Source organism: Paenibacillus sp. FSL H3-0310 (assembly GCF_038002785.1).
In the GTDB taxonomy this organism is placed as follows: domain Bacteria; phylum Bacillota; class Bacilli; order Paenibacillales; family Paenibacillaceae; genus Paenibacillus_AQ; species Paenibacillus_AQ odorifer.
On record NZ_JBBODC010000001.1, the window covers coordinates 2,440,262 to 2,459,247 of the forward strand.

Below are 18,986 nucleotides of genomic sequence, written 5' to 3' on the forward strand. Positions count from 1 at the left end.
ATTGGATATTACTTTATTTAGAATGGCTTATGATTATCGTGATCTTTTCTTGACTGGACTACAATATACCTTGCTACTTGCTGTTCTTGGTGTATTATTTGGCTTCATTCTTGGGATTATCGTCTCTCTACTACGCATGTCAAAATGGAGAGTGTTACGTTTCTTAGCCACAGCTTGGGTTGAATTTTTGCGGGGCACTCCAATGCTTGTGCAATTGTTTCTCATCCATTACGGGCTGGCGACGTTTGGGATTGAGTTTACTCCGATTCAGTCCGGGGCGATTACACTCTCCATTAACAGTTCTGCTTATCTGGCAGAAATTTTTCGTGCCGGGATTCAGGGTGTCGATCGTGGACAAACGGAGGCCGCACGTTCACTTGGAATGAAGCAAGGGATGACCATGTGTCATATTGTACTTCCTCAGGCACTTAAAAGTGTTCTTCCGGCAATCGGTAATGAGTTCATTACCATTATCAAGGAATCATCGATTATTTCATTTATCGGAGTAACGGATTTGATGTTTCAAGCTCGTACAGTTACAACGATTTCGTATGATGGCATGACACCACTCGTGATTGCTGCATTTATGTATTTTGTTCTAACATTTACGCTTTCCAAGATCCTAGGTAGACTCGAAAGGAGGCTGAATACCGATGATCGCCGTTAAGAACCTGCAGAAGCATTACGGAAAGCTGGAGATTCTCAAAGGAATCGATTTGGAGATTAAAAAGGGTGAGGTTGTCGTTGTAATCGGGCCCAGTGGTTCGGGAAAAAGTACCTTTCTGCGCTGCTTGAATTTATTGGAGCAGCCTACAGGTGGCGAGATCACTTTTGAAGGGGAATCGATCACCTCAAAGAAGCATGATATCAATGCAACGCGTGAGAAGATGGGGATGGTTTTTCAGCAGTTCAACCTTTTTCCGCACAAAACCGTTCTGCAAAACATTACGCTCGCACCGATTAAAGTAAGAAAACAGCAGCAGGCTGTGGCCGATAAATTCGCAATGGAGCTCCTCAAGACTGTAGGGCTTGAAGATAAAAAGGATGTTTATCCAGCTCAATTGTCCGGTGGACAAAAGCAGCGGATCGCGATTGCTCGTGCATTAGCCATGCAGCCCCATGTGATGCTTTTTGATGAGCCTACCTCAGCGCTTGATCCGGAAATGGTAGGAGAGGTACTTGAGGTTATGAAAAAGCTTGCCGAAGACGGAATGACAATGGTTATTGTTACACATGAGATGGGCTTTGCCCGTGAAGTGGGTGACCGCATTCTGTTTATGGATGGCGGGTTCATCGTTGAACAGGGTACTCCTGAACAAGTATTTGGTAATCCTACACATGCTCGGACTAAGGATTTTTTAAGTAAAGTATTATAAAGAATTCGTCAAAACGGCCCTGGACAAGTATCCAGTGGCCGTTTTGTTATAGGGTCCTGAGGGTAATGTGGGAATATATCGCTGGGGGCTGAGTTCATTTATTTATGTAAACCATGTATAATAGATGGTCAGTCAATCAACAGGAAAAGGAGTACATACATAATGAGAGATGATCTACGCCGGATAGGCATTATTGATATTGGTTCGAACTCCATTCGTCTTGTAATTTATGATACAACGCGCGAAGGAGGCTATAAGATCATCAAGGAGTGTAAGTACTCCGCTCGCCTTAGTGAGAAGATTACGAAGGAGAATAGACTGGAACAAAAGGACATGGAAACGATTGTTCCGGTCTTGCGGCAGTTTAAGGAAATCTGCAACGCTTTTGCAGTGGAAACCATTCGGGCGGGTGCAACGGCAGCCATTCGTAATGCGGCTAACTCAAGTGAAATAATAAGCTTTTTGTCACAATCCTCTTCCATTCCGATTGAGGTGATCAGTGGCCACCAGGAGGCATATTATGGCTTCTTGGGTGTTATTAATGCCTTTAATGTAGAGGATGGTTATGTCATTGATATTGGTGGCGGGAGTACTGAAATCACTCTTTTTTGTGAGCGGCGTTATCAACACAGCATTTCTTTCCCGTTCGGGGCAGTAAATACCAACCTAATGTTTGGCCAAGGTGGGAATTGGAGCGATGAGCAGATTCACAAGCTGCAGACTTTTGTTCTCGGCAGACTGGTTGAGCATGATTGGCTAAATGCCAAAGCTGGGCTTCCTTTATTCGGTTTAGGAGGGACGGTTCGTTCCTTAGGGAAGCTGGATCAGAAGACACGAGCATACTCATTGCCTAACTCCCATGGCTATACGATGACCAGTGAGACGATCGAGCACTTTATGAACACCCTACCTTCAATGCCTTACGAAAAACGTAAGGATTTAGATGGATTATCTAAGAGTCGGGCGGATATCATTGTATCCGGGTTGATTATTTTCCATACGGTGTATCAGTATATTGGGGCGAGTGAGGCGGTAATCAGCGGGGAAGGGCTCAGAGAAGGCTTGCTGCATGATCTGCTGGAGCCGGAGCAGCCAGTGCGTGATAGTGCATTGGAATATAGCTTAAACACGATCATTCGCTTTGATATTCATACTTCTAAACGGTATTTAGATCATATCAACAAGCTAGCACTCAGCCTGTTTGACGCATTTAAAGATGAATCGAATAGAGCAGAGCACGAGATGTTAATTTACGTGTCCATCATGCTGCATCGTACGGGAACGAATATTAACTATTACCAATCCAAAAGACATACTTTGTATTGGTTGATGAATTCACCAATTCGTGGACTTACCCACCGTCAGCTTATTCTTTGCGCCATGATTGCCTCATACAGCACAAAAAGCCGGAAGCAGAAATTGTCCCAACAACATAAGGACATTTTGCTGCCATCCGACGAAGAGTGGATTCATAAGCTCGGGTCGCTTGTCCAGCTTAGCATTGCGTTGGACAGCACGGAGATTGGAATTGTAAGCGGCCTGAAGGCCAATCTGCACGGCAATACGCTTCATCTGGACTTAGAGGGCGCATCGTCACTGCTAATTGGCCTAGAGGACATTGAGAACGCGATAAAAGCATTTAAGAATGCTTGGGCGGTGAAGGTAAAACTCGGCTTCCCTTCCAACGTGTAACATCCATTGCAGCAAACTGGCTCCGGAAAGGGGCCTTTTTGTCGTCTGGTTGTTCGTAATATCCATTAGCCTGCAAGAAGCTGGCTTTAACATTATCTTTTAGAGACAACTCTAGAATCTTGACGATCTGTTTACGGATGCCGCTGTCTCTGACAGGACACATCAGCTCAATCCGGCGGGTTAGGTTTCTAGTCATCCAGTCGGCACTGGATAAATACACCTCAGGTTTGCCGCCATTTTCGAAATAATAGATCCGGGAGTGCTCCAGAAAACGGTCTACAATACTGCGTACGGTAATGTTTTCGCTTAAGCCCTCTATTCCCGGACGTAGGCAGCAAACCCCTCGCACGATTAAGTCAATGGAGACTCCGGCTTGGGCTGCGCTATATAAATCGTCTATTACTTGCTGATTAGAGAGCGAGTTCATCTTGGCGATTATGCGAGCGGGTCTGCCTGCCCGTGCATGTTCAGCTTCACGCATCATTAGCTTTTGCAAGGATAAGCTCATATTCGTCGGTGCAACAATGAAGGAATGCCAGTCAAAATTAGCCGAATATCCAGTCATTTGATTAAACAGCTCAGAAGCGTCCAGTCCGATATCGCTTTGGGCGGTGAATAGACTGAGATCCGTGTAGGCCTTGGCTGTACTGTCATTATAATTTCCTGTGCCTACATGCACGTAACGGCGCAGTTCAGGGCCTTCCTGGCGGACAATCAAGGTCACTTTGGCATGCGTTTTGAGTCCGATCAGACCATAAACGACATGACAGCCTGATTTTTCAAGCTGGCGTGCCCAAGCGATGTTCCGTTCCTCATCAAATCGAGCTTTTAACTCTACAACCACTGTAACTTGCTTACCAGACTCCGCAGCATTGGCTAGTGCAGTAATAAGTGGAGAATTTCCACTGACACGGTATAAGGTCATTTTAATCGCCATCACTTGCTCATCCTCTGAAGCTTGAATGATAAAGTCTGTCATTGCATCAAAAGACTCGTAAGGGTGGTAGACTAATACATCCCGTTCACGCAGCACCTCGAAGAAATCCTCATTTTCTTGAAATTCAGCAGGATAAACCGGCTCAATAGGTGGATAGTTCATGTAACCAAAACCTTTTAAGCTTCCGGCAAAATTACGAAGAAAGCCTAGATCAAGCGGACCTTCAATTTCAAATACGAAGTCCTCCAGCTCAAATTCCGCTTGCAGCTGCTCAAGAGCATAGGGATGGATACCTTTTTGTACTTCCAAACGGGCTGGCACCCCGCGACGACGCTTGCGCAGCTCTTTTTCGATCTCTTCCAGCAGATCCTCTGCACCTTCCTCATCGATCGTAAGATCTGAGTTACGAGTCAAACGAAACTCACTAACCGCAACAGGTTCGTAACCGCTGAATAAGGTTTGAATGTGATGGCGGATCACATCTTCAATAAATACAAATTGTCTTTTCTTACTATTAGAGCGGTGGGGAAGAGGGATACATCTTGGCAGATTCGAAGGAATTTGCAGGATAGCAAAATAAGGCTCCTCTTCAAGACCATTCTTACGAGTAAGAACAACAGCTAGGTAGATAAACTGGCTGTGCACGAGTGGAAACGGCCGGCTCTGATCAACAGCCATTGGCGTTAGTACAGGATAGATGATATCCCGGTAATACTGTTCTATGGACTGCTCTTGGGCATGGGTAAGATCCTCATAATCCACAAATACGATGCCTTCTTTATGCAAACTCCGCGAAATATCACGGAACGTCCGGTATTGATCGGCAATGATTTTGGTTACGCGTTTGATGAGGCGTTTATACAGCCCGGAAGGGGTGTAGCCTGTGAAATCTTTTTTAGTATAGCCCGCCCGGATCTGATCCTGAATTCCCGCCACACGAACGCTTATGAATTCATCCAGATTGCTCGAGACGATCGCCAGAAATCTGGCACGTTCCATTAAAGGGTTATCAGGGTCCTGCGCCTCCTTGAGTACGCGGCGGTTAAACTCGATCCAGCTCAAATCCCTATTGAGGTAAGCAGTGGCTGGACTGCTCTGATTGTTTTTAATCTCTTCTGTATTCATGGGACCTCCAAATATGCTTCGATGTCTATATCTCAAATCTATTTATCATATTCTATCATTTTACTATTGGATGAGGCACGAAATGTTAAATCTATGTAAAATCTCAAAGAATATTATTTAATTATCTTATATAATAGGATGTGATTGTCGCTATTTAGTTAACATAATCAAAATTACGTTAACTTCTTAATGGACAAAAGACAATAATTAAACATGTTATTTCAGAATGGTAACAATTACATACGCATAGGTTACAAAATTGTGATATATTAAGTCCTGTCAGTTTTACAAATGACAACAATACATCAGGACATCACACAAGATGTACATAAGTACAGGAAATGTACACGAGCGTATACGGAAGTCATACCGCTTACGCCCATCTAAAGAGGAGGCATTTATGAAGAACAAGTTCAGAACCATTAAAACCCTTGCTGCAGTTATGGGAATTAGTGCATTGCTGCACACCGCTCCTGCTTTTGCAGACAGCGTTCATATTGCAAAGGAAGGCAATACTTTCTATACTCTATCTCAGCAATACAATGTCGGTGTTAATGATTTAATGAAAGCTAATCCAAACGTTGCTGCTCTTAATATTTACGATGGACTTAAAATAACGATCCCAAGTAAAATGCAAGCAGAGTCTGTGGCTACGACAGAAACTCCAGTGCTTACACCAAGCCTGAATGTTACTCCAGAATCAAAAACAGTTGAAGCATGGGGCAAGTCCTTTAACTACGAGAAATCGATACAAGTTAAGGCTTCTGCTTATTCCTCAGCGGCTAGTGAGAATGGAGGCTGGGGTGCCGTTGATTATTTCGGGAACCCACTCAAGCTAGGAACCATCGCAGTTGATCCAAGTGTAATTCCTCTCGGAACAAAAGTATTGGTTACCGGACATTCACACGCAGGATTGCCTAAAGAAGCTTTTCTGGCTACTGCAACCGATATGGGAAGTGCCATTAAAGGTAACCGGATCGATATCTTTATCCCAGGCAGCCAAAGCTTTGTAGCCGATTTTGGTTATCAATATGTACAATTATACATTGTTAAATAGCTAGATAAAAATATAGAGATTTATTATAAAGATATGAAATGGGTTAAAAAGGTTAAACAAGAAACGGAGGGAGTCCTTAGCGGCTGCCTCCGTTTCTTGTTTATTTATTTTTAGAGACCTGCAGCAATTGAGGAACGGTAACAAAAGAATAGCCACGTTTACGCATAATCGTGATTACCTCAGGTAAAGCCTGAATCGTTCCGCGAAGATCACTACCCGGCCCACCTCCACCATGCTGAAGGATAATTGCTCCTTTTCCAGCATTAGCTAAGATGTTATTTCTAACTTGAGTTTTGGAAAGTCCCTTCCAGTCCAACGAATCCACATTCCAATTTACAAGCTTATAACCATGATTTTTTGCCCATCTCAACTGTTGCTCAGAGATATCTCCATAGGGTGGACGAATCAAGCGTGGTTTATATCCGGCTAAGGTTTGAATAATGTTCTCGGTCTCAATGATCTGTGATCTGAAATCATGCATCTTTAGCTTTACAAACTGAGGATGATCATAAGAGTGATTTCCAATAGCATGTCCTTCTCTAATCATTCTCTTCACTAGAGCGGGATGTTTCTCAGCTCGGCTTCCCACCACGAAGAAGGTTGCTTTGACATGATATTTCTTAAGAACATCTAGCAATTGGGGTGTAAACCTTGGGTCAGGCACATCATCAAAAGTTAAGGCGATGACTTTATTCCGAGGACCGCTGGTCTTAAAGGTCTCGGGATATTTGTGTAATAGCTGACTCAGAGACAAGCCCTTAGTGTTCTTATTGTTGCTGCTCGTTGAATTATTTGTAGTAGAAGTTCCCGCAGATATCGCCTTGTCTTCGTCAGTGGTTTGCGTGCTTTTAATTTGATCCTGTGAGGATTTCTGACTCTGAGCTGGGGCTGAAGCAACCTCTGCTGAAGAGGTTGGAAATAGCAGGACAATGATTGATCCTAATACTACTAGCAGTTTCTGGACTCTCCGTTGATCATACATCCCCATATGCCTCCTTTACTACCTGATCATCACCATATTCTTCATTGTTATCTCCATTGAAGGATGAATTTATGCCGTTTCTTCAAGGGCTCTGGTAAAGATTTCTGGCACACCCTAATGCGTGTATACTAAATAGAACGGGATATTCCCGGGCCAATTATAGACAGGTGGAAGGATGGGGACAAGGATGTCAGAATTGTTTGCACCTTATGAATTGAAGGGTTTAACGCTGAAAAATCGTATTGTTATGCCGCCTATGTGCCAGTATTCGGTGGATAAAGAGGATGGAATTCCTAATGATTGGCATTTTGTTCATTATGTTAGCCGTGCTGTTGGAGGTGCTGGTCTAATCATTGTCGAGATGACTGGAGTCCACCCGGACGGTAGAATAACGAACCGGGATACAGGGATTTGGAGTGATACACATATAGAGGCTTATCGTAAGCTCACAGAAAGTGTACATGCCTATGGGGCAAAAATAGCCATTCAACTAGGTCATGCTGGACGTAAAGCAGTCGATGCTGAACCGCCGATTGCCCCTTCTGCAATTCCATTTGATGCTCGTTCTAAGCAGCCACAGGCGCTTTCTAAGGAAGGCATCCTTGAGATGATAGAAGCCTTTCGTGCTGCCGCTCGTAGAGCTGTGGAGGCAGGATTTGATACTGTGGAGATTCATGGTGCGCATGGCTACTTAATTCACCAGTTTCATTCACCTCTGACCAACATCAGATTGGATGAATATGGACAAGATCCAGCACTTTTTGGAGTACAAGTAGTTGCAGCAATCCGAGAAGTAGTGCCAGTAGATATGCCCTTGATCATGAGGGTTTCCGCGAAAGAATATGTTGATGGTGGATATGATGCTGACTATGCCCTGGCGTTTTGCCGCCGATATAAGGATGCTGGAGTGGATATGTTCCATGTGTCTTCAGGTGGTGAAGGTCCCATTGGCTCTAATGGTGGACCTAATGCGGGCCCAGCCTACCAAGCAGATCTGGCAGAATATATTCGCAGTGGATTACAAGTGCCAGTAATTGCGGTAGGACGGCTTGAAGCCTATTCTGAGGCACAGTCCATCATTGCAGAAAAAAGGGCGGAGCTTGTAGCTATTGGCCGTGGGATGTTAAGTGATCCTTATTGGGCTTTACATGCTGAAGAAGCGCTTGGTGGCGTACATGATGTACCTAAACCTTATGAACGTGGGATTTGGAAAAGAGGCTAGACCATTTTCGGTGTGAAGTTTGTCACAGATTTTATGCTCCTTCTAAGGCAATCTTAATAAAGATAAAATTTGAAGGAGCTTGATAACGTGGGGACGGTTCTAAGTAACGAACGGCTGACAGATGGTGTGTATCACCTTAAGGTAGAGACGAATAGTGGCGGAGCAATGGGTCAATTCTACATGTTACGGGCATGGGGAGCTTACCCCATCCTATCCAGACCCTTAAGTATACATGAAGTACACGAGGATAGTGTTGAATTTCTGTATCACGTCGTTGGGGAAGGTACGGAGATATTATCACGACTGGGTTCAGGTGATTCGGTAGAGCTTGAGGGCCCTTTTGGAAATGGATTTCCACAGGTCGAAGGGAAGGTTGCACTCATCGGCGGTGGGATCGGAATTGCACCGCTTTATTATTGCGCGAAGCAGCTTCCGGGGAGTGATATTTTTTTGGGCTTTAGCCGTGAAGCTTACCGGACAGAAGCGTTTCGCCCACTTGCAAGTGAGCTTGTAGTCGATGTTGGCGGTTTAATTTTGGATAGTGTGGATTTCAGCCAATATGATCATGTCTTTGTCTGCGGCCCACACCCTATGCTTAAAGCTGCTCAACGTAAAGGCATTGCTGCTGAAGAAGCAGGCAGTAGAACGAAAGTATACCTTTCTCTAGAGAACCGAATGGCTTGTGGGATTGGAGCCTGTCTGGTCTGCAGTGTATCCTGCCGTGATGGTCAAAAGAAGGCCTGTGCAGACGGACCTGTGTTTCTTTCTGAGGAGGTGCTTTTCCATGACTAAGTTGAACACAACAATTGCTGGCGTTCATTTTAAAAATCCAATTATAATGGCCTCTGGAACGTTTGGTTTTGGCCGTGAATATGGCAAGCTGTATGATGTGTCTCTGCTGGGCGGAATCTCTGGCAAGGGGTTAACCCTCAATCCGAAAGCGGGGAATCCCGGCACTCGTGTATACGAGACAGCTTCTGGTATGCTGAATAGTGTGGGACTCGAGAATCCGGGTGTAGCTGCATTTTTAGATAAAGAATGCCCTTATTGGGAAACACTCGACACCGCTCGTTTGGTCAACCTGGGTGGAGGCACACTTGAAGATTATGTTCTTGGAGCTGAGATGATTCAGCGGGATGCAGATGCTCGTGCGAGTGCAGGTAAGACAGCAGTAGACATGATTGAATTGAATATTTCTTGTCCAAATGTTAAAGAGGGCGGCATTGCGTTTGGGATCCAAACTTCAGAAGCTCAAAAAGTAGTACAGGCTGTTAGACGCGCAACTAAACTGCCCCTCGCTGTAAAGCTGTCGCCGGGAGCCGAAAATATCGTTGAAATGGCACAAATGTGTCAGGAGGAGGGTGCAGACGCTGTCTCGCTCATCAACACTATCTCAGGAATGAAGATTGATGTCCGCCGTAGAAGCAGTGTATTCAATAACTTATATGCTGGATTGTCTGGACCTGCGATTAAGCCTGTCGCTCTGCGTATGGTGCATCAAGTTGCACAAAACGTAACGATTCCCGTGATCGGAATGGGTGGCATCACTTCAGCAACGGATATCATCGAGTTTATTATGGCAGGTGCTGCAGTTATCCAAGTGGGAACTTATAATTTCATGAACTTGCGTGCAGGTAGTCAGCTAGTTGCAGAGCTTGAGCAATTTATGGTTGAAGAAAATATTCAATCACTAGAGGAAATACGGGGCATTATATAAAGTGAAGTAGCGAGGGGAATACTATTGACTACTAACCAGATTGATCCTGAGAATATTGAGCTGAAGGCGACGGCTGTCGGACGTGATCTCTTGCTCTTAATTAGTGGAGGGGTTCGGCATATTGGTGCCACGAGTACTGCTTATCTGGAGGGGGAGCAGATTAAAGTACTGACTTCAGCGGTTCCTCATCATAAAGAGCACACGATAAGCGAGCCCATTGCGATCAGAGTAGCTGAAGCGCTGAACAAGACGGTCACAGTAGTGATGGGGATTCATTACGACAATCTCACGAAAGAAGGTATTATGGAAGTCGTGGAAATTGTGAATTTAAAAGTAAATCAATATTTAGCGCAACAAATATGAAACGGTAGTGGCAATTCTACGTAAAAGATAGCATGTGAGGAATTAAATTATCTTTTGGAGGAATGAAACCATGTCTATATTTAAAAGATTGCGCGATTTAACCATGTCTAATGTGAACGCGATTATTGACAAAGCAGAAGACCCGATTAAAATGACAGATCAATACATTCGTGATATGACCGAAGATTTAGAAGATGCAGAAAAAGCTGTAGCGGCGCAAATCGCCATTGAGAAGAAATTCAAACAGCTGTATGAAGAACAAGAAGCGCTTGTTAACAAACGCACCCAACAGGCTCATGCAGCAGCTCAAGCGGGTAATGTTGACCTTGCTCGCCGCGCTCTGGAAGAGAAAAATGCTGCTGAAGCTAAACTGGTAGAATACAAAGCCAGCTTTGATCAGAACAAAGCCTCTGCGGATAACCTTCGTGGCAAGCTTGAAGAGATGCGCAAACAGCTTACCCAAATGAAGAACAAACGTGAGACATTGGTTGCACGTTATAACGCTGCCAAAGCTCAAACCGAGATCAACAAAGCAATGAGCGGATTTAGTTCCGATTCAGCGTCTGCAGGACTCAAACGTATGGAAGATAAAATGCTGCAAGCAGAAGCTCAGGCTGAAGCCAGCAATGAGATGAGTTCAGGCAATAAATCTCTGGATGATGAATTCGAGAAGCTGAACAAAGATCAAGCGGTTGAAGATGAACTGGCGGCTCTGATGAAACAATACGAGAAGCAATAACATTTGATCTTTAGCCGGTTCACGGCTGGTGTTCACAGGCGAAGGGGAGACAGAAATTCGTTTCTTCTTCGCTTTATCTATGCTTATGAAAGGCATGCAAAATGATTAAGCGGGGGCTATAGAATGGATCTCCATATTCTGGTGTCCATGGTCGTGTGGACGGTGAGCGGCGCTGTGTTGCTGTTTGTACTGATGTATATAGATTCACTTTTTACTCGTTATAACGATATAGAAGAGTTAAAGGCTGGAAATATGGCGGTGACTACACGGCTTGTAATGAAGCTTTTAGCTCAGGCCTTCATTTTATCTTCATCGATAGCGGCTTCCAATAGTTTGCCAGATGCGTTGCTGATTTCGTTGGTATCATTTTTGCTTTTGTTAATTTTAGAAAGAACGGTTCGACTTCTACTAGCAAATTGGGGGAAGCTGGATCTGGATCATGGTACACAGCTTGGTAAAATCGGATATGGCCTGCTATCAGGTTCACTGCAAATTACGGGTGCTTTAATTATTACTGCCTTTATGTAGGAGGAACGATCAAGTTGAGTATGTGGAAACGTATAGGTAACCTTTTCTCTAAGCCAGCGCCTCAGGAAGTTCAAAAAAGTATGCTTAATTTGTCTCCCGGAGACATTTGTGAAGTATCGCTTGTCACCTATGAAGTTACTGGCCGGACACATAATCGGGGCCGTAATGCTGTTGTTCTGACCCTTAGAGATGGAAGCCAGATAGCTTATCTTCATATAGAAGAGCGGGAACAGCTGCAATATGGATTGTACAGACCAATCGATGGGCGGTTAGATAATCCTGCTGAGGTTCCAGCAACGCTTGAGCTCGATGGCTATACATTTTTCCTGGAGGAAGAATATGAAGGTTTTGTTGCTGTTGCAGGTCAGACTCCATTTATGAACGGTGGAGAGCAGCATGTGTGGCAATATCAATCAGATGATTCACGTCTACTGCGTGTAGAGTGGCAACATGGACGGTTTATGCTTTATGAAGGGGAGAAAATAATCCCTGGGGATGTAAAGGTAATTAGAGCATCCTAGACTAGTAGAGAAGTAACGGATCACTATACCGGAAAAAATATTGTAGAAAAGGCTGCTGCCCATAAACATGGATGGTGGCCTTTTGTGTTTATAATTTTACTTCAAGAGGTCTCATGTTAAAATAATACCTATTACTGCAAACATCGAAGTTTCAGAACGGAGGTCTTTATGAAGGATAATAGATTTCAGCGTGAAGCGCTGCAAGTAAAAGAAGCTCAGGCCAAAATAATCAAATATGCCAATCCGCTAGAATCAGAAGACGTATCGCTGGATGAGTGTTGTGGACGTTATTTGGCTGAAAAAGTGATCGCTCCACACCCATTTCCTGCGTTTAATCGTTCGAGTATGGATGGATATGCGATTATCGCGGGGGATACCCGTAACTGTGTTAATGGACAAGTGGTATGGTTAGAAATTGTGGATAATATTCCGTGTGGCGCAGTGCCTGCGGTAGATATAACTCCGGGAACAGCCGCAAGAATTATGACGGGTGCACAAGTACCGGTTGGTGCAGATGCTGTGGTGATGCTGGAGGTCACGGAGAGACGTGAAGAGGAAGGAAAGACTTACGTTGGAATTCGAAAAAAACTAGAAGCAAACAGCAATATCACACCTCAAGGTTTCGAATTAAGCCAAGGTGATCTTGTATTGCCTACAGGAAGGTTAATCTCTGCGGGGGATATAGCTGTTCTTGCAGCGTTTGGATTACATACCGTGAAAGTCTATCGTCGTCCCAAGGTAGCCATCTTTGCCACAGGAACAGAGCTGCTGGAAGTGCATGAGCCGCTGGAGCCTGGCAAAATCCGCAATAGTAACTCCCCTATGCTAGAAGCTCTAGTCAAAGAAACAGGGGGTGCTCCAGTAATGTTAGGCGCTATTGTGGATGATCTGGAGCTGGCTAGAAGTAAAGTACAGATGGCGCTGGAAACTTATGATTTTGTGATTACAACGGGTGGCGTTTCTGTGGGGGATTATGATATCATGGGCGACTTGGTTCGCGAACAAAGTGGTAATATGTTGTTCAACAAAGTGACGATGCGTCCAGGAAGCGTAACTACTGCTGCGGTTAGAGGGGGTAAGCTGCTGTTAGCTTTATCCGGGAATCCGGGGGCTTGTTTCGTTGGGTTTCAACTGTTTGCACGGCCTGTGATTTCACTGATGCAAAGTGCTTCTCAGCCTTTTTTACCGGAATGGAGCGCTAAACTCGGCACAGATTATAAAAGAGTGAATAATTTTACTAGATTTGTGCGAGCTCGGTTAGAAATTAAAGACGGCAGCCTGTTTGCTTATCCGGCAATCATTGATGAATCTTCCGTAACGGTCACGATCAAGGATAGCGACTGTTTGATAGTTGTACCCCCAGAAGAAAAAGGGCTATCTGCCGGAGATAAGGTAACAGTGATCAAGCTGCCAGGAGAGATTCGGGGCTAGATGTGGAGGGTACTCTGGCCATCGAGGATTAAAAGGTATTTGATATCCACGCACGCACAGAAATCGCCATATAATTGCTTAGCCAACGTTATTATTTCCAACATTTCAACATATGAAAAATTCACAATAGATAAGCAAAAAAATAGCGTTCGTGCTAACCCAATAGTCGCTTACAACCGGTTTAAAGGGGGATTTTACCCCATAAATTAGAATAAGAAAACCCACTTGCGTACCGTAAGTGGGTTTTTAGTGCAACTATAAAAGGGTTAGGGGTGCCCGCCGGATGTACTCAAATTTGAAAAAAAGCGAGAATGAAATGTCCGGGTAGGCGACACTATCATAGCAATTCTCCTATCGGAAGAGTCGCTGCTCTGCTGGTTGGAGTTATTAGCCTGCACCACTGCCGAGATTAATCCCCCGCGGATGCTTAAGGACTCAGATGATCTTATTTGCAAATTTATCACTTTTTAAGCGGGGTTTCGGACCTCAGCGTCGCTATTTCATAGAATGGAGCTCATATTTGCGTATTTCAGGCCAATAGCGACCTTGGGGTCCGTTGGCAATCCAAATGTGAGATAATCCTGCATTTAAGGTCCGCTGAGACCGATAACAACTCTGCACTAGCGAAGAGCGGCTACTCATCCGAAGTATAAGCTCCCCTTGGTGATGATTAATTATCGGTACGCCGCTCGATCGCCTCGGACATCGTTTTATCCGTTAGATGAGCGTAGATCTCAGTTGTTTCGGTGGATGCGTGCCCGAGCTGTTCCTTCGTTTTATAAATATCATTTTGCAGATAATAATCTGTTGCAAAAGAATGACGCAGCTTATGAACCGTAAGATACGGTTTACCAAAGCGTTTAGCGTACTTAATAATCATTTCTTGAATCGCACGTTTGGTCATACGTTTGCCTTCTTGACGCCCGTTAGGGAGAGAGATAAACAAGGCTTTTTCTCTCTTGGGTGTTTTGTAGCGAGATTGGCGCAGACTAAGATAAAGAGCTAGATCATCTTTAGCTTGCTCTCGAAAATAGACAGGTGTCTTGAACGTTTCGTCATTATTCCCTTTGCGGGTGACATATAGCAGCTTGTTGTTAACATCCAAATCGTCTACGTTTAGATTGACTACCTCAGACACACGCAGGCCAGAGTTCAGAATTAAGCTGGCAATACAGGCGTCGCGCTCATGATTTAATTGAAACGAATAATAAGCCTGTTTGTTACCTTCCACATCCCGTCCATAACCTTCATAAATGTACCCCACAAACTCCAGTAATTCCTCATCTTCCAAAATCTTACCCTTTAACTTAGCGGCAGTATCCTTTGGCTTATGTGTTCGTTTGACCTCAACCTTAGCCATAATGTTGCGTTTAAGCAATGGATAAAAGTTCTCATCCTCGGCGATTTGACTTAAATAATGAAATAAGGAGCGTAATGCAGATAACTTACGGGATACAGTAACTCGAGTGTTCGTTCCCTCGGCGCGAGTAGTTAGATGCAACCGATATCCGACAATACTGTCCATATGTAGGGTTTCCAATTCTAGAAGTGTGATCTCGGTATTTGAGCCGGCTTGAGATAAGCCCTCTGCACGCAACCAGCCGAAAAAAGATTCATAATCCCGGATATACTCCAGCAGTGTGGAAGGGGAGAGATCAGGGCGTTTATAATCAATAAACTGCTGAACGAACCAGGGCATGAGGGGTAGCTTTTGATCAAGTTTTTTACGGTCATCGTTCTTTTGAACGCTCATGTGATTCACCTTTTTCCATAGATTGCATAAAATCTCTTCCTTCTATCTTAACATGTTTTGTCCCAGATTGGACTTCGAATGAAGGGGAAACTAGGTCCGAGCCTTGCTCCTGATGCCGCTAAGCTTTATGATGTGAAGTAAACATAAATGTCAGAGGTGCACATAATGAAACTTGAAATTGAGCTGGTTCCCAAAGAACGTAAGCATACTATAAGCAGATTAATGCAGTTCTACCTATATGATTTCACCCGTTATTTAGAATTTGATGTCAATCAAGACGGGGTATTTCCGGCCTATCCGGGACTAGAAGCTTATTGGAGTAGCGGAAATAATAAATTCGCATATTTGTTTAAGGTGGACGGGCATATTGCTGGTTTTGCTTTGGTGGACAGGTTATTGCGTAATCCTGAAGGCCAGTTTTATATGACTGAGTTTTTTGTGATGCAAAAATACCGCCGAAGTGGTGTAGGTACATGGGCTGCGCATAAGCTCTTTGATATGTACTCTGGGGAATGGAAGGTTTCACAAGTCCGTGCGAATACACCTGCTCGTGATTTCTGGCATAAAGTGATCGGGGACTATACCCATGGAGAGTTTCAAGAGCGCTTTAATCCACAGCAAGGCAACCCCAGCCAATACTTCAACACATTAACTATTAATAGGATTAAGAAATAAAAACCGTTATATTGCTGGTTTCTTTTAGCTATGGAGCTTGCTACTAACGGCAAATGGATTGAAAAAGGGGCTAAGCGAGTGAGCGCTAGACAGTAGAGAATGACAAAGAGAGCGTCAAGACGGAAGGTCAGGAAATTGTGATTTTTTATAAAACTGGCTAGCTATTAAGAACATATACGAATTGTGATGTAGGGAGCATCTTATGCTCTCTATTGTAGTTAACATAACATTAATTATGTTAACCTATTAAACCATTCACCATAAAAAAGGTCGTTGGTTTATTTTTTGTGTTCAAAATACCCAGTCAGTGAGGGCAATATTGCATATCTTATGATGTACTCAATTACAAAGGAGGAGTCAACAATGGGCGAATTTGCAGGAGGATACGGTGGTTTCACTTCCACAGGAGCTATTCTGGTTCTGTTTATCCTGTTGGTTATCATTACTAAAACCCTCTGTCTGTAATCCTTTAACTTCACAAATTAAAGGTTCCGTCAGTCTATATAGACTGGCGGATTTTTTATGTCCAGATATGTAGATTGGAGGAGGGGAATACATGTGACTAAGGATATTGACATAATACTAATCCAAAACATATATTAAACAGTGTTCAAAGATTAAACGGTGTTCAACACATGAGGAGACAAATTTATGACTAAAGAACAACGAAAAGTACGTGAGCGTGAAGAAATGAGAAATCTAATCCTGCAAAATGCAGCTTTATTGATTGCCGAAGAGGGAATAGAGAAGCTGTCTATCCGAAAAATCGCTGAGAAAATCGAATATTCACCGGGAATTATTTATCATTATTTTAAAGGCAAAGAAGAGATTATCGAGAACTATTTGCAACAAAAATATACGGATATGCTTTCTGAGCTTCAGTCTGTGCAACAAGAGGTACAGCAGGAATTACCTCCAGATACACTTTTAAAACGAACATTGGAGAAGTTCATCAGGATGTCTCTTTCTACGGGTGTAGAATACCGGAATGTCATGCTAAACGATACACCGGCTGTTCTTAGTTACACAGCTGTTCTATTTAGAGGAGCTGCACAGGAACGTAAAGCGATTGGGATGCTCTGCCAGGGCCTGCTCAGATTTGAAGCACAAAAAAACCGTGAAGAAGCTTTCGTAGAACTCACAGCTCAGGTGATATGGAGTGCAGCGTTCGGTTTAATTATGCGGTTGCTTGTCGAAAAGGATCTGCCTGATGATCAGGTCGAAGCTCTGATTTCATGTCATTTGGATTCAATGGTTGCTATTGCTTCCAGGTGAAATCTAAATATTTTTATGAAGGGAGGGGGCGGTTGTTATAAAACATATAAGGAAAGTCGTAGTGCTGTCGGTGATGATTTCGGTTATTGCAGTGTTTGCAACAGCGGTTGGGTTGTTTTCAGATGGGATAAGTGATAGAACAAAATATACTTTCACGTCAATATGGGGCGAGGATGTAAAGCTTCAGGGGTCAGGAGTGTACAGCCATGATTCTGTCTCTGCGGCGGCACAAGCTAAAGCACAGGATGGAGTTACATTATTTCTTGCCATACCTTTACTGCTCAACTCGCTCATCATGACAATTAAAGGCTCGATAAAGGGGAGGATGCTCCTTACGGGCACTCTGGGGTACTTTTTATATACTTACGCATCCTACAGCTTTCTGACGATGTACAATTCATTGTTTTTAGTTTATGTGCTGTTGTTTTCCTTAAGTTTTTTCGCATTCATCCTAGCCTTATTTTCCTTTGATAAAGAATCCATACATACTTACTTTAAAAACAGTTTACCTTCTAAAGGAATCGGCTTTTCCCTAATGGTTATTGCTTTTATGATTTTATTGCTCTGGTTAGGGAAAATACTGAATTCACTACTGGGGGGAACACCGCCACAAGGGCTAGAGCACTATAGTACATTGGTAATTCAAGTTTTGGATCTTGCGATCTTAGTCCCATTAGCAATTGTAACGGGGATTATGGTCATTCGTAGACAACCTTTTGGGTACCTACTGGCAACTGTCGTTGTTTTTAAAGGAGTTACATTACTGCTAGCAATTACGGCAATGCTGGTGGCAATGATCTATAGCGGTGTGGATGTGTCTATAGCCGAGTGTGTAATTTTTCCGACGATGACTGTAGCTATTGCTGCTTGTATGGTTATTTTGTTAAAGCATGTACGTGAACCCTTAAGATAATAAGTGACCAGCGCGGCAGGGAGTGATTAGAATGAAGACAATAATTATGTATACCTCGAAATATGGGTGTGTGGAAAAAGCGGCTTATTTATTAAAATCTCAACTGGGCGAAGAAACCGAAGTAGTTAATTTGATGCATGTTAAAGAGCCGACACTGGAACGATATGATATGGTCATCTTGGGAGGATCTATTTATTATGGAAAAATCCAAAAACAAATGACTGATTTTACAACAAAATATCAAAATGAACTAGGGAAAAAACGAGTAGGATTGTTTGTTTGTGCAGGAGCAACAGGTGAACAGGCCTCACAAGAATTGAAATCTGCGTTTCCAGAAGTGTTATATGACCAATCAGTGACGAAAGAAGTTTTTGGAGATGAGATCTATGAAGAGAAGCTAACTTTGCTAGACCGGTTTGTACTGCGGATGGTAAAAGGAAAAAATAAGAACGTAAATGGGTTATCAAAAGAGACGATCGAGCGTTTTGCTCTTGCTATAAAAAGGTTGTGAAAGTGAGTGGACGATCGAGCTTCTGAACGCACTTCGGATCATAGTTAACATAATTATTATTATGTTTACTATGATTTTGACATTCAAAAAAAAGTAGTCCTTCTTGTGAGAAGAGAGTAACTTCCTCGTATTGAGTCTCTGTTCATCGAAACATGAAAAAACCCTACAG

Annotated in this window: 20 protein-coding genes; 17 read left to right on the forward strand and 3 right to left on the reverse strand. The window is 43.4% G+C overall.

Translation table 11 applies throughout. The annotated features are described in order from the left end of the window. Position 1: 1 nt before the first annotated feature. The 3 genes from MHH63_RS28575 (at position 2) to MHH63_RS10925 (ending at position 3,068) form a co-directional block, all read left to right on the forward strand. Entirely contained in the window at positions 2-667 is a 666-nt protein-coding gene (locus MHH63_RS28575; protein WP_445321753.1) for an amino acid ABC transporter permease, read from the forward strand. Beyond that, positions 654-1,376 (forward strand): amino acid ABC transporter ATP-binding protein, encoded by a 723-nt coding sequence (locus MHH63_RS10920; RefSeq protein WP_076130044.1) that lies wholly within the window; start codon positions 654-656, stop codon positions 1,374-1,376. The genes MHH63_RS28575 and MHH63_RS10920 overlap by 14 nt, the downstream gene beginning before the upstream one ends. A 162-nt stretch (positions 1,377-1,538) precedes the next feature. After that, positions 1,539-3,068, forward strand: coding sequence for a Ppx/GppA phosphatase family protein (locus tag MHH63_RS10925; protein ID WP_076130045.1), 1,530 nt, complete (start codon positions 1,539-1,541; stop codon positions 3,066-3,068). Here the strand turns inward: MHH63_RS10925 and ppk1 are convergent. Continuing rightward, positions 3,016-5,130: a polyphosphate kinase 1 gene (gene ppk1, locus MHH63_RS10930; protein WP_076130046.1), complete on the reverse strand. Its 2,115-nt coding sequence runs from the start codon at positions 5,128-5,130 to the stop codon at positions 3,016-3,018. The two genes, MHH63_RS10925 and ppk1, sit on opposite strands and share 53 nt — an antisense overlap. A 400-nt stretch (positions 5,131-5,530) precedes the next feature. On the opposite strand from ppk1, the gene MHH63_RS10935 reads away from it, so the two are divergent. Continuing rightward, the gene (locus MHH63_RS10935; RefSeq protein ID WP_076130047.1) at positions 5,531-6,187 is read left to right on the forward strand and encodes a 3D domain-containing protein; all 657 of its coding nucleotides are present in this window, start codon (positions 5,531-5,533) and stop codon (positions 6,185-6,187) included. Positions 6,188-6,287: 100 nt separating this feature from the next. Here the strand turns inward: MHH63_RS10935 and MHH63_RS10940 are convergent, their stop codons facing one another. Beyond that, positions 6,288-7,169 carry a polysaccharide deacetylase family protein gene (locus MHH63_RS10940; RefSeq protein WP_076184412.1) on the reverse strand — a complete coding sequence of 294 codons (882 nt, stop codon included), beginning with the start codon at positions 7,167-7,169 and terminating at the stop codon, positions 6,288-6,290. Between the two features lie 187 nt (positions 7,170-7,356). Between MHH63_RS10940 and MHH63_RS10945 the strand changes: the two genes are divergently transcribed. The 8 genes from MHH63_RS10945 (at position 7,357) to MHH63_RS10980 (ending at position 13,690) form a co-directional block, all read left to right on the forward strand. Beyond that, positions 7,357-8,391: an NADH:flavin oxidoreductase/NADH oxidase gene (locus tag MHH63_RS10945; protein ID WP_076308325.1), complete on the forward strand. Its 1,035-nt coding sequence runs from the start codon at positions 7,357-7,359 to the stop codon at positions 8,389-8,391. 87 nt (positions 8,392-8,478) lie between these two features. Continuing rightward, the gene (locus MHH63_RS10950; protein ID WP_076130050.1) at positions 8,479-9,183 is read left to right on the forward strand and encodes a dihydroorotate dehydrogenase electron transfer subunit; all 705 of its coding nucleotides are present in this window, start codon (positions 8,479-8,481) and stop codon (positions 9,181-9,183) included. Continuing rightward, positions 9,176-10,108 carry a dihydroorotate dehydrogenase gene (locus MHH63_RS10955; protein ID WP_076098788.1) on the forward strand — a complete coding sequence of 311 codons (933 nt, stop codon included), beginning with the start codon at positions 9,176-9,178 and terminating at the stop codon, positions 10,106-10,108. The genes MHH63_RS10950 and MHH63_RS10955 overlap by 8 nt, the downstream gene beginning before the upstream one ends. 24 nt (positions 10,109-10,132) lie before the next feature. Beyond that, positions 10,133-10,471 carry a prenylated flavin chaperone LpdD gene (gene lpdD, locus MHH63_RS10960; protein WP_256721057.1) on the forward strand — a complete coding sequence of 113 codons (339 nt, stop codon included), beginning with the start codon at positions 10,133-10,135 and terminating at the stop codon, positions 10,469-10,471. A gap of 70 nt (positions 10,472-10,541) precedes the next feature. Continuing rightward, entirely contained in the window at positions 10,542-11,210 is a 669-nt protein-coding gene (locus MHH63_RS10965) for a PspA/IM30 family protein (protein WP_036687619.1), read from the forward strand. 123 nt (positions 11,211-11,333) lie between these two features. Beyond that, a complete protein-coding gene (locus MHH63_RS10970; protein ID WP_341171488.1) occupies positions 11,334-11,738 on the forward strand; it encodes a DUF350 domain-containing protein in 405 nt (134 codons plus the stop codon). 14 nt (positions 11,739-11,752) lie between these two features. After that, positions 11,753-12,259, forward strand: a complete 507-nt coding sequence (locus tag MHH63_RS10975; protein ID WP_076130052.1) for a DUF4178 domain-containing protein — start codon at positions 11,753-11,755, stop codon at positions 12,257-12,259. Between the two features lie 168 nt (positions 12,260-12,427). Continuing rightward, the gene (locus MHH63_RS10980; RefSeq protein WP_341171489.1) at positions 12,428-13,690 is read left to right on the forward strand and encodes a molybdopterin molybdotransferase MoeA; all 1,263 of its coding nucleotides are present in this window, start codon (positions 12,428-12,430) and stop codon (positions 13,688-13,690) included. 670 nt (positions 13,691-14,360) lie between these two features. On the opposite strand, the gene xerS is transcribed toward MHH63_RS10980, so the two are convergent. Next, positions 14,361-15,443: a tyrosine recombinase XerS gene (gene xerS, locus MHH63_RS10985; protein ID WP_076190208.1), complete on the reverse strand. Its 1,083-nt coding sequence runs from the start codon at positions 15,441-15,443 to the stop codon at positions 14,361-14,363. Positions 15,444-15,608: 165 nt separating this feature from the next. Here xerS and MHH63_RS10990 point away from each other — a divergent pair, with 165 nt between their 5' ends. The 5 genes from MHH63_RS10990 to MHH63_RS11010 all read left to right on the forward strand — a co-directional run bounded on the left by MHH63_RS10990 (position 15,609) and on the right by MHH63_RS11010 (position 18,817). Then, positions 15,609-16,118: a GNAT family N-acetyltransferase gene (locus MHH63_RS10990; RefSeq protein ID WP_076126756.1), complete on the forward strand. Its 510-nt coding sequence runs from the start codon at positions 15,609-15,611 to the stop codon at positions 16,116-16,118. 363 nt (positions 16,119-16,481) lie between these two features. Then, entirely contained in the window at positions 16,482-16,583 is a 102-nt protein-coding gene (locus MHH63_RS10995; RefSeq protein WP_197069683.1) for a sporulation protein YjcZ, read from the forward strand. Positions 16,584-16,769: 186 nt separating this feature from the next. Further along, positions 16,770-17,393, forward strand: coding sequence for a TetR/AcrR family transcriptional regulator (locus MHH63_RS11000; protein WP_341171490.1), 624 nt, complete (start codon positions 16,770-16,772; stop codon positions 17,391-17,393). Positions 17,394-17,454: 61 nt separating this feature from the next. Beyond that, positions 17,455-18,306, forward strand: a complete 852-nt coding sequence (locus tag MHH63_RS11005; protein WP_341171491.1) for a hypothetical protein — start codon at positions 17,455-17,457, stop codon at positions 18,304-18,306. 31 nt (positions 18,307-18,337) lie between these two features. After that, entirely contained in the window at positions 18,338-18,817 is a 480-nt protein-coding gene (locus tag MHH63_RS11010) for a flavodoxin domain-containing protein (protein WP_312149479.1), read from the forward strand. Positions 18,818-18,986 lie beyond the last annotated feature (169 nt).

Coding starts and splice junctions, on each gene's coding strand:
- xerS (WP_076190208.1), bottom strand. CDS start 15,443: ATGAGCGTTCAAAAGAACGATGACCGTAAAAAACTTGATCAAAAGCTA.
- MHH63_RS10940 (WP_076184412.1), bottom strand. CDS start 7,169: ATGTATGATCAACGGAGAGTCCAGAAACTGCTAGTAGTATTAGGATCA.
- MHH63_RS10970 (WP_341171488.1), top strand. CDS start 11,334: ATGGATCTCCATATTCTGGTGTCCATGGTCGTGTGGACGGTGAGCGGC.
- MHH63_RS10920 (WP_076130044.1), top strand. CDS start 654: ATGATCGCCGTTAAGAACCTGCAGAAGCATTACGGAAAGCTGGAGATT.
- MHH63_RS10990 (WP_076126756.1), top strand. CDS start 15,609: ATGAAACTTGAAATTGAGCTGGTTCCCAAAGAACGTAAGCATACTATA.
- MHH63_RS11000 (WP_341171490.1), top strand. CDS start 16,770: ATGACTAAAGAACAACGAAAAGTACGTGAGCGTGAAGAAATGAGAAAT.
- ppk1 (WP_076130046.1), bottom strand. CDS start 5,130: ATGAATACAGAAGAGATTAAAAACAATCAGAGCAGTCCAGCCACTGCT.
- MHH63_RS10965 (WP_036687619.1), top strand. CDS start 10,542: ATGTCTATATTTAAAAGATTGCGCGATTTAACCATGTCTAATGTGAAC.
- MHH63_RS10925 (WP_076130045.1), top strand. CDS start 1,539: ATGAGAGATGATCTACGCCGGATAGGCATTATTGATATTGGTTCGAAC.
- MHH63_RS10945 (WP_076308325.1), top strand. CDS start 7,357: ATGTCAGAATTGTTTGCACCTTATGAATTGAAGGGTTTAACGCTGAAA.
- MHH63_RS10935 (WP_076130047.1), top strand. CDS start 5,531: ATGAAGAACAAGTTCAGAACCATTAAAACCCTTGCTGCAGTTATGGGA.
- MHH63_RS10980 (WP_341171489.1), top strand. CDS start 12,428: ATGAAGGATAATAGATTTCAGCGTGAAGCGCTGCAAGTAAAAGAAGCT.
- MHH63_RS10995 (WP_197069683.1), top strand. CDS start 16,482: ATGGGCGAATTTGCAGGAGGATACGGTGGTTTCACTTCCACAGGAGCT.
- MHH63_RS11010 (WP_312149479.1), top strand. CDS start 18,338: ATGAAGACAATAATTATGTATACCTCGAAATATGGGTGTGTGGAAAAA.
- MHH63_RS10955 (WP_076098788.1), top strand. CDS start 9,176: ATGACTAAGTTGAACACAACAATTGCTGGCGTTCATTTTAAAAATCCA.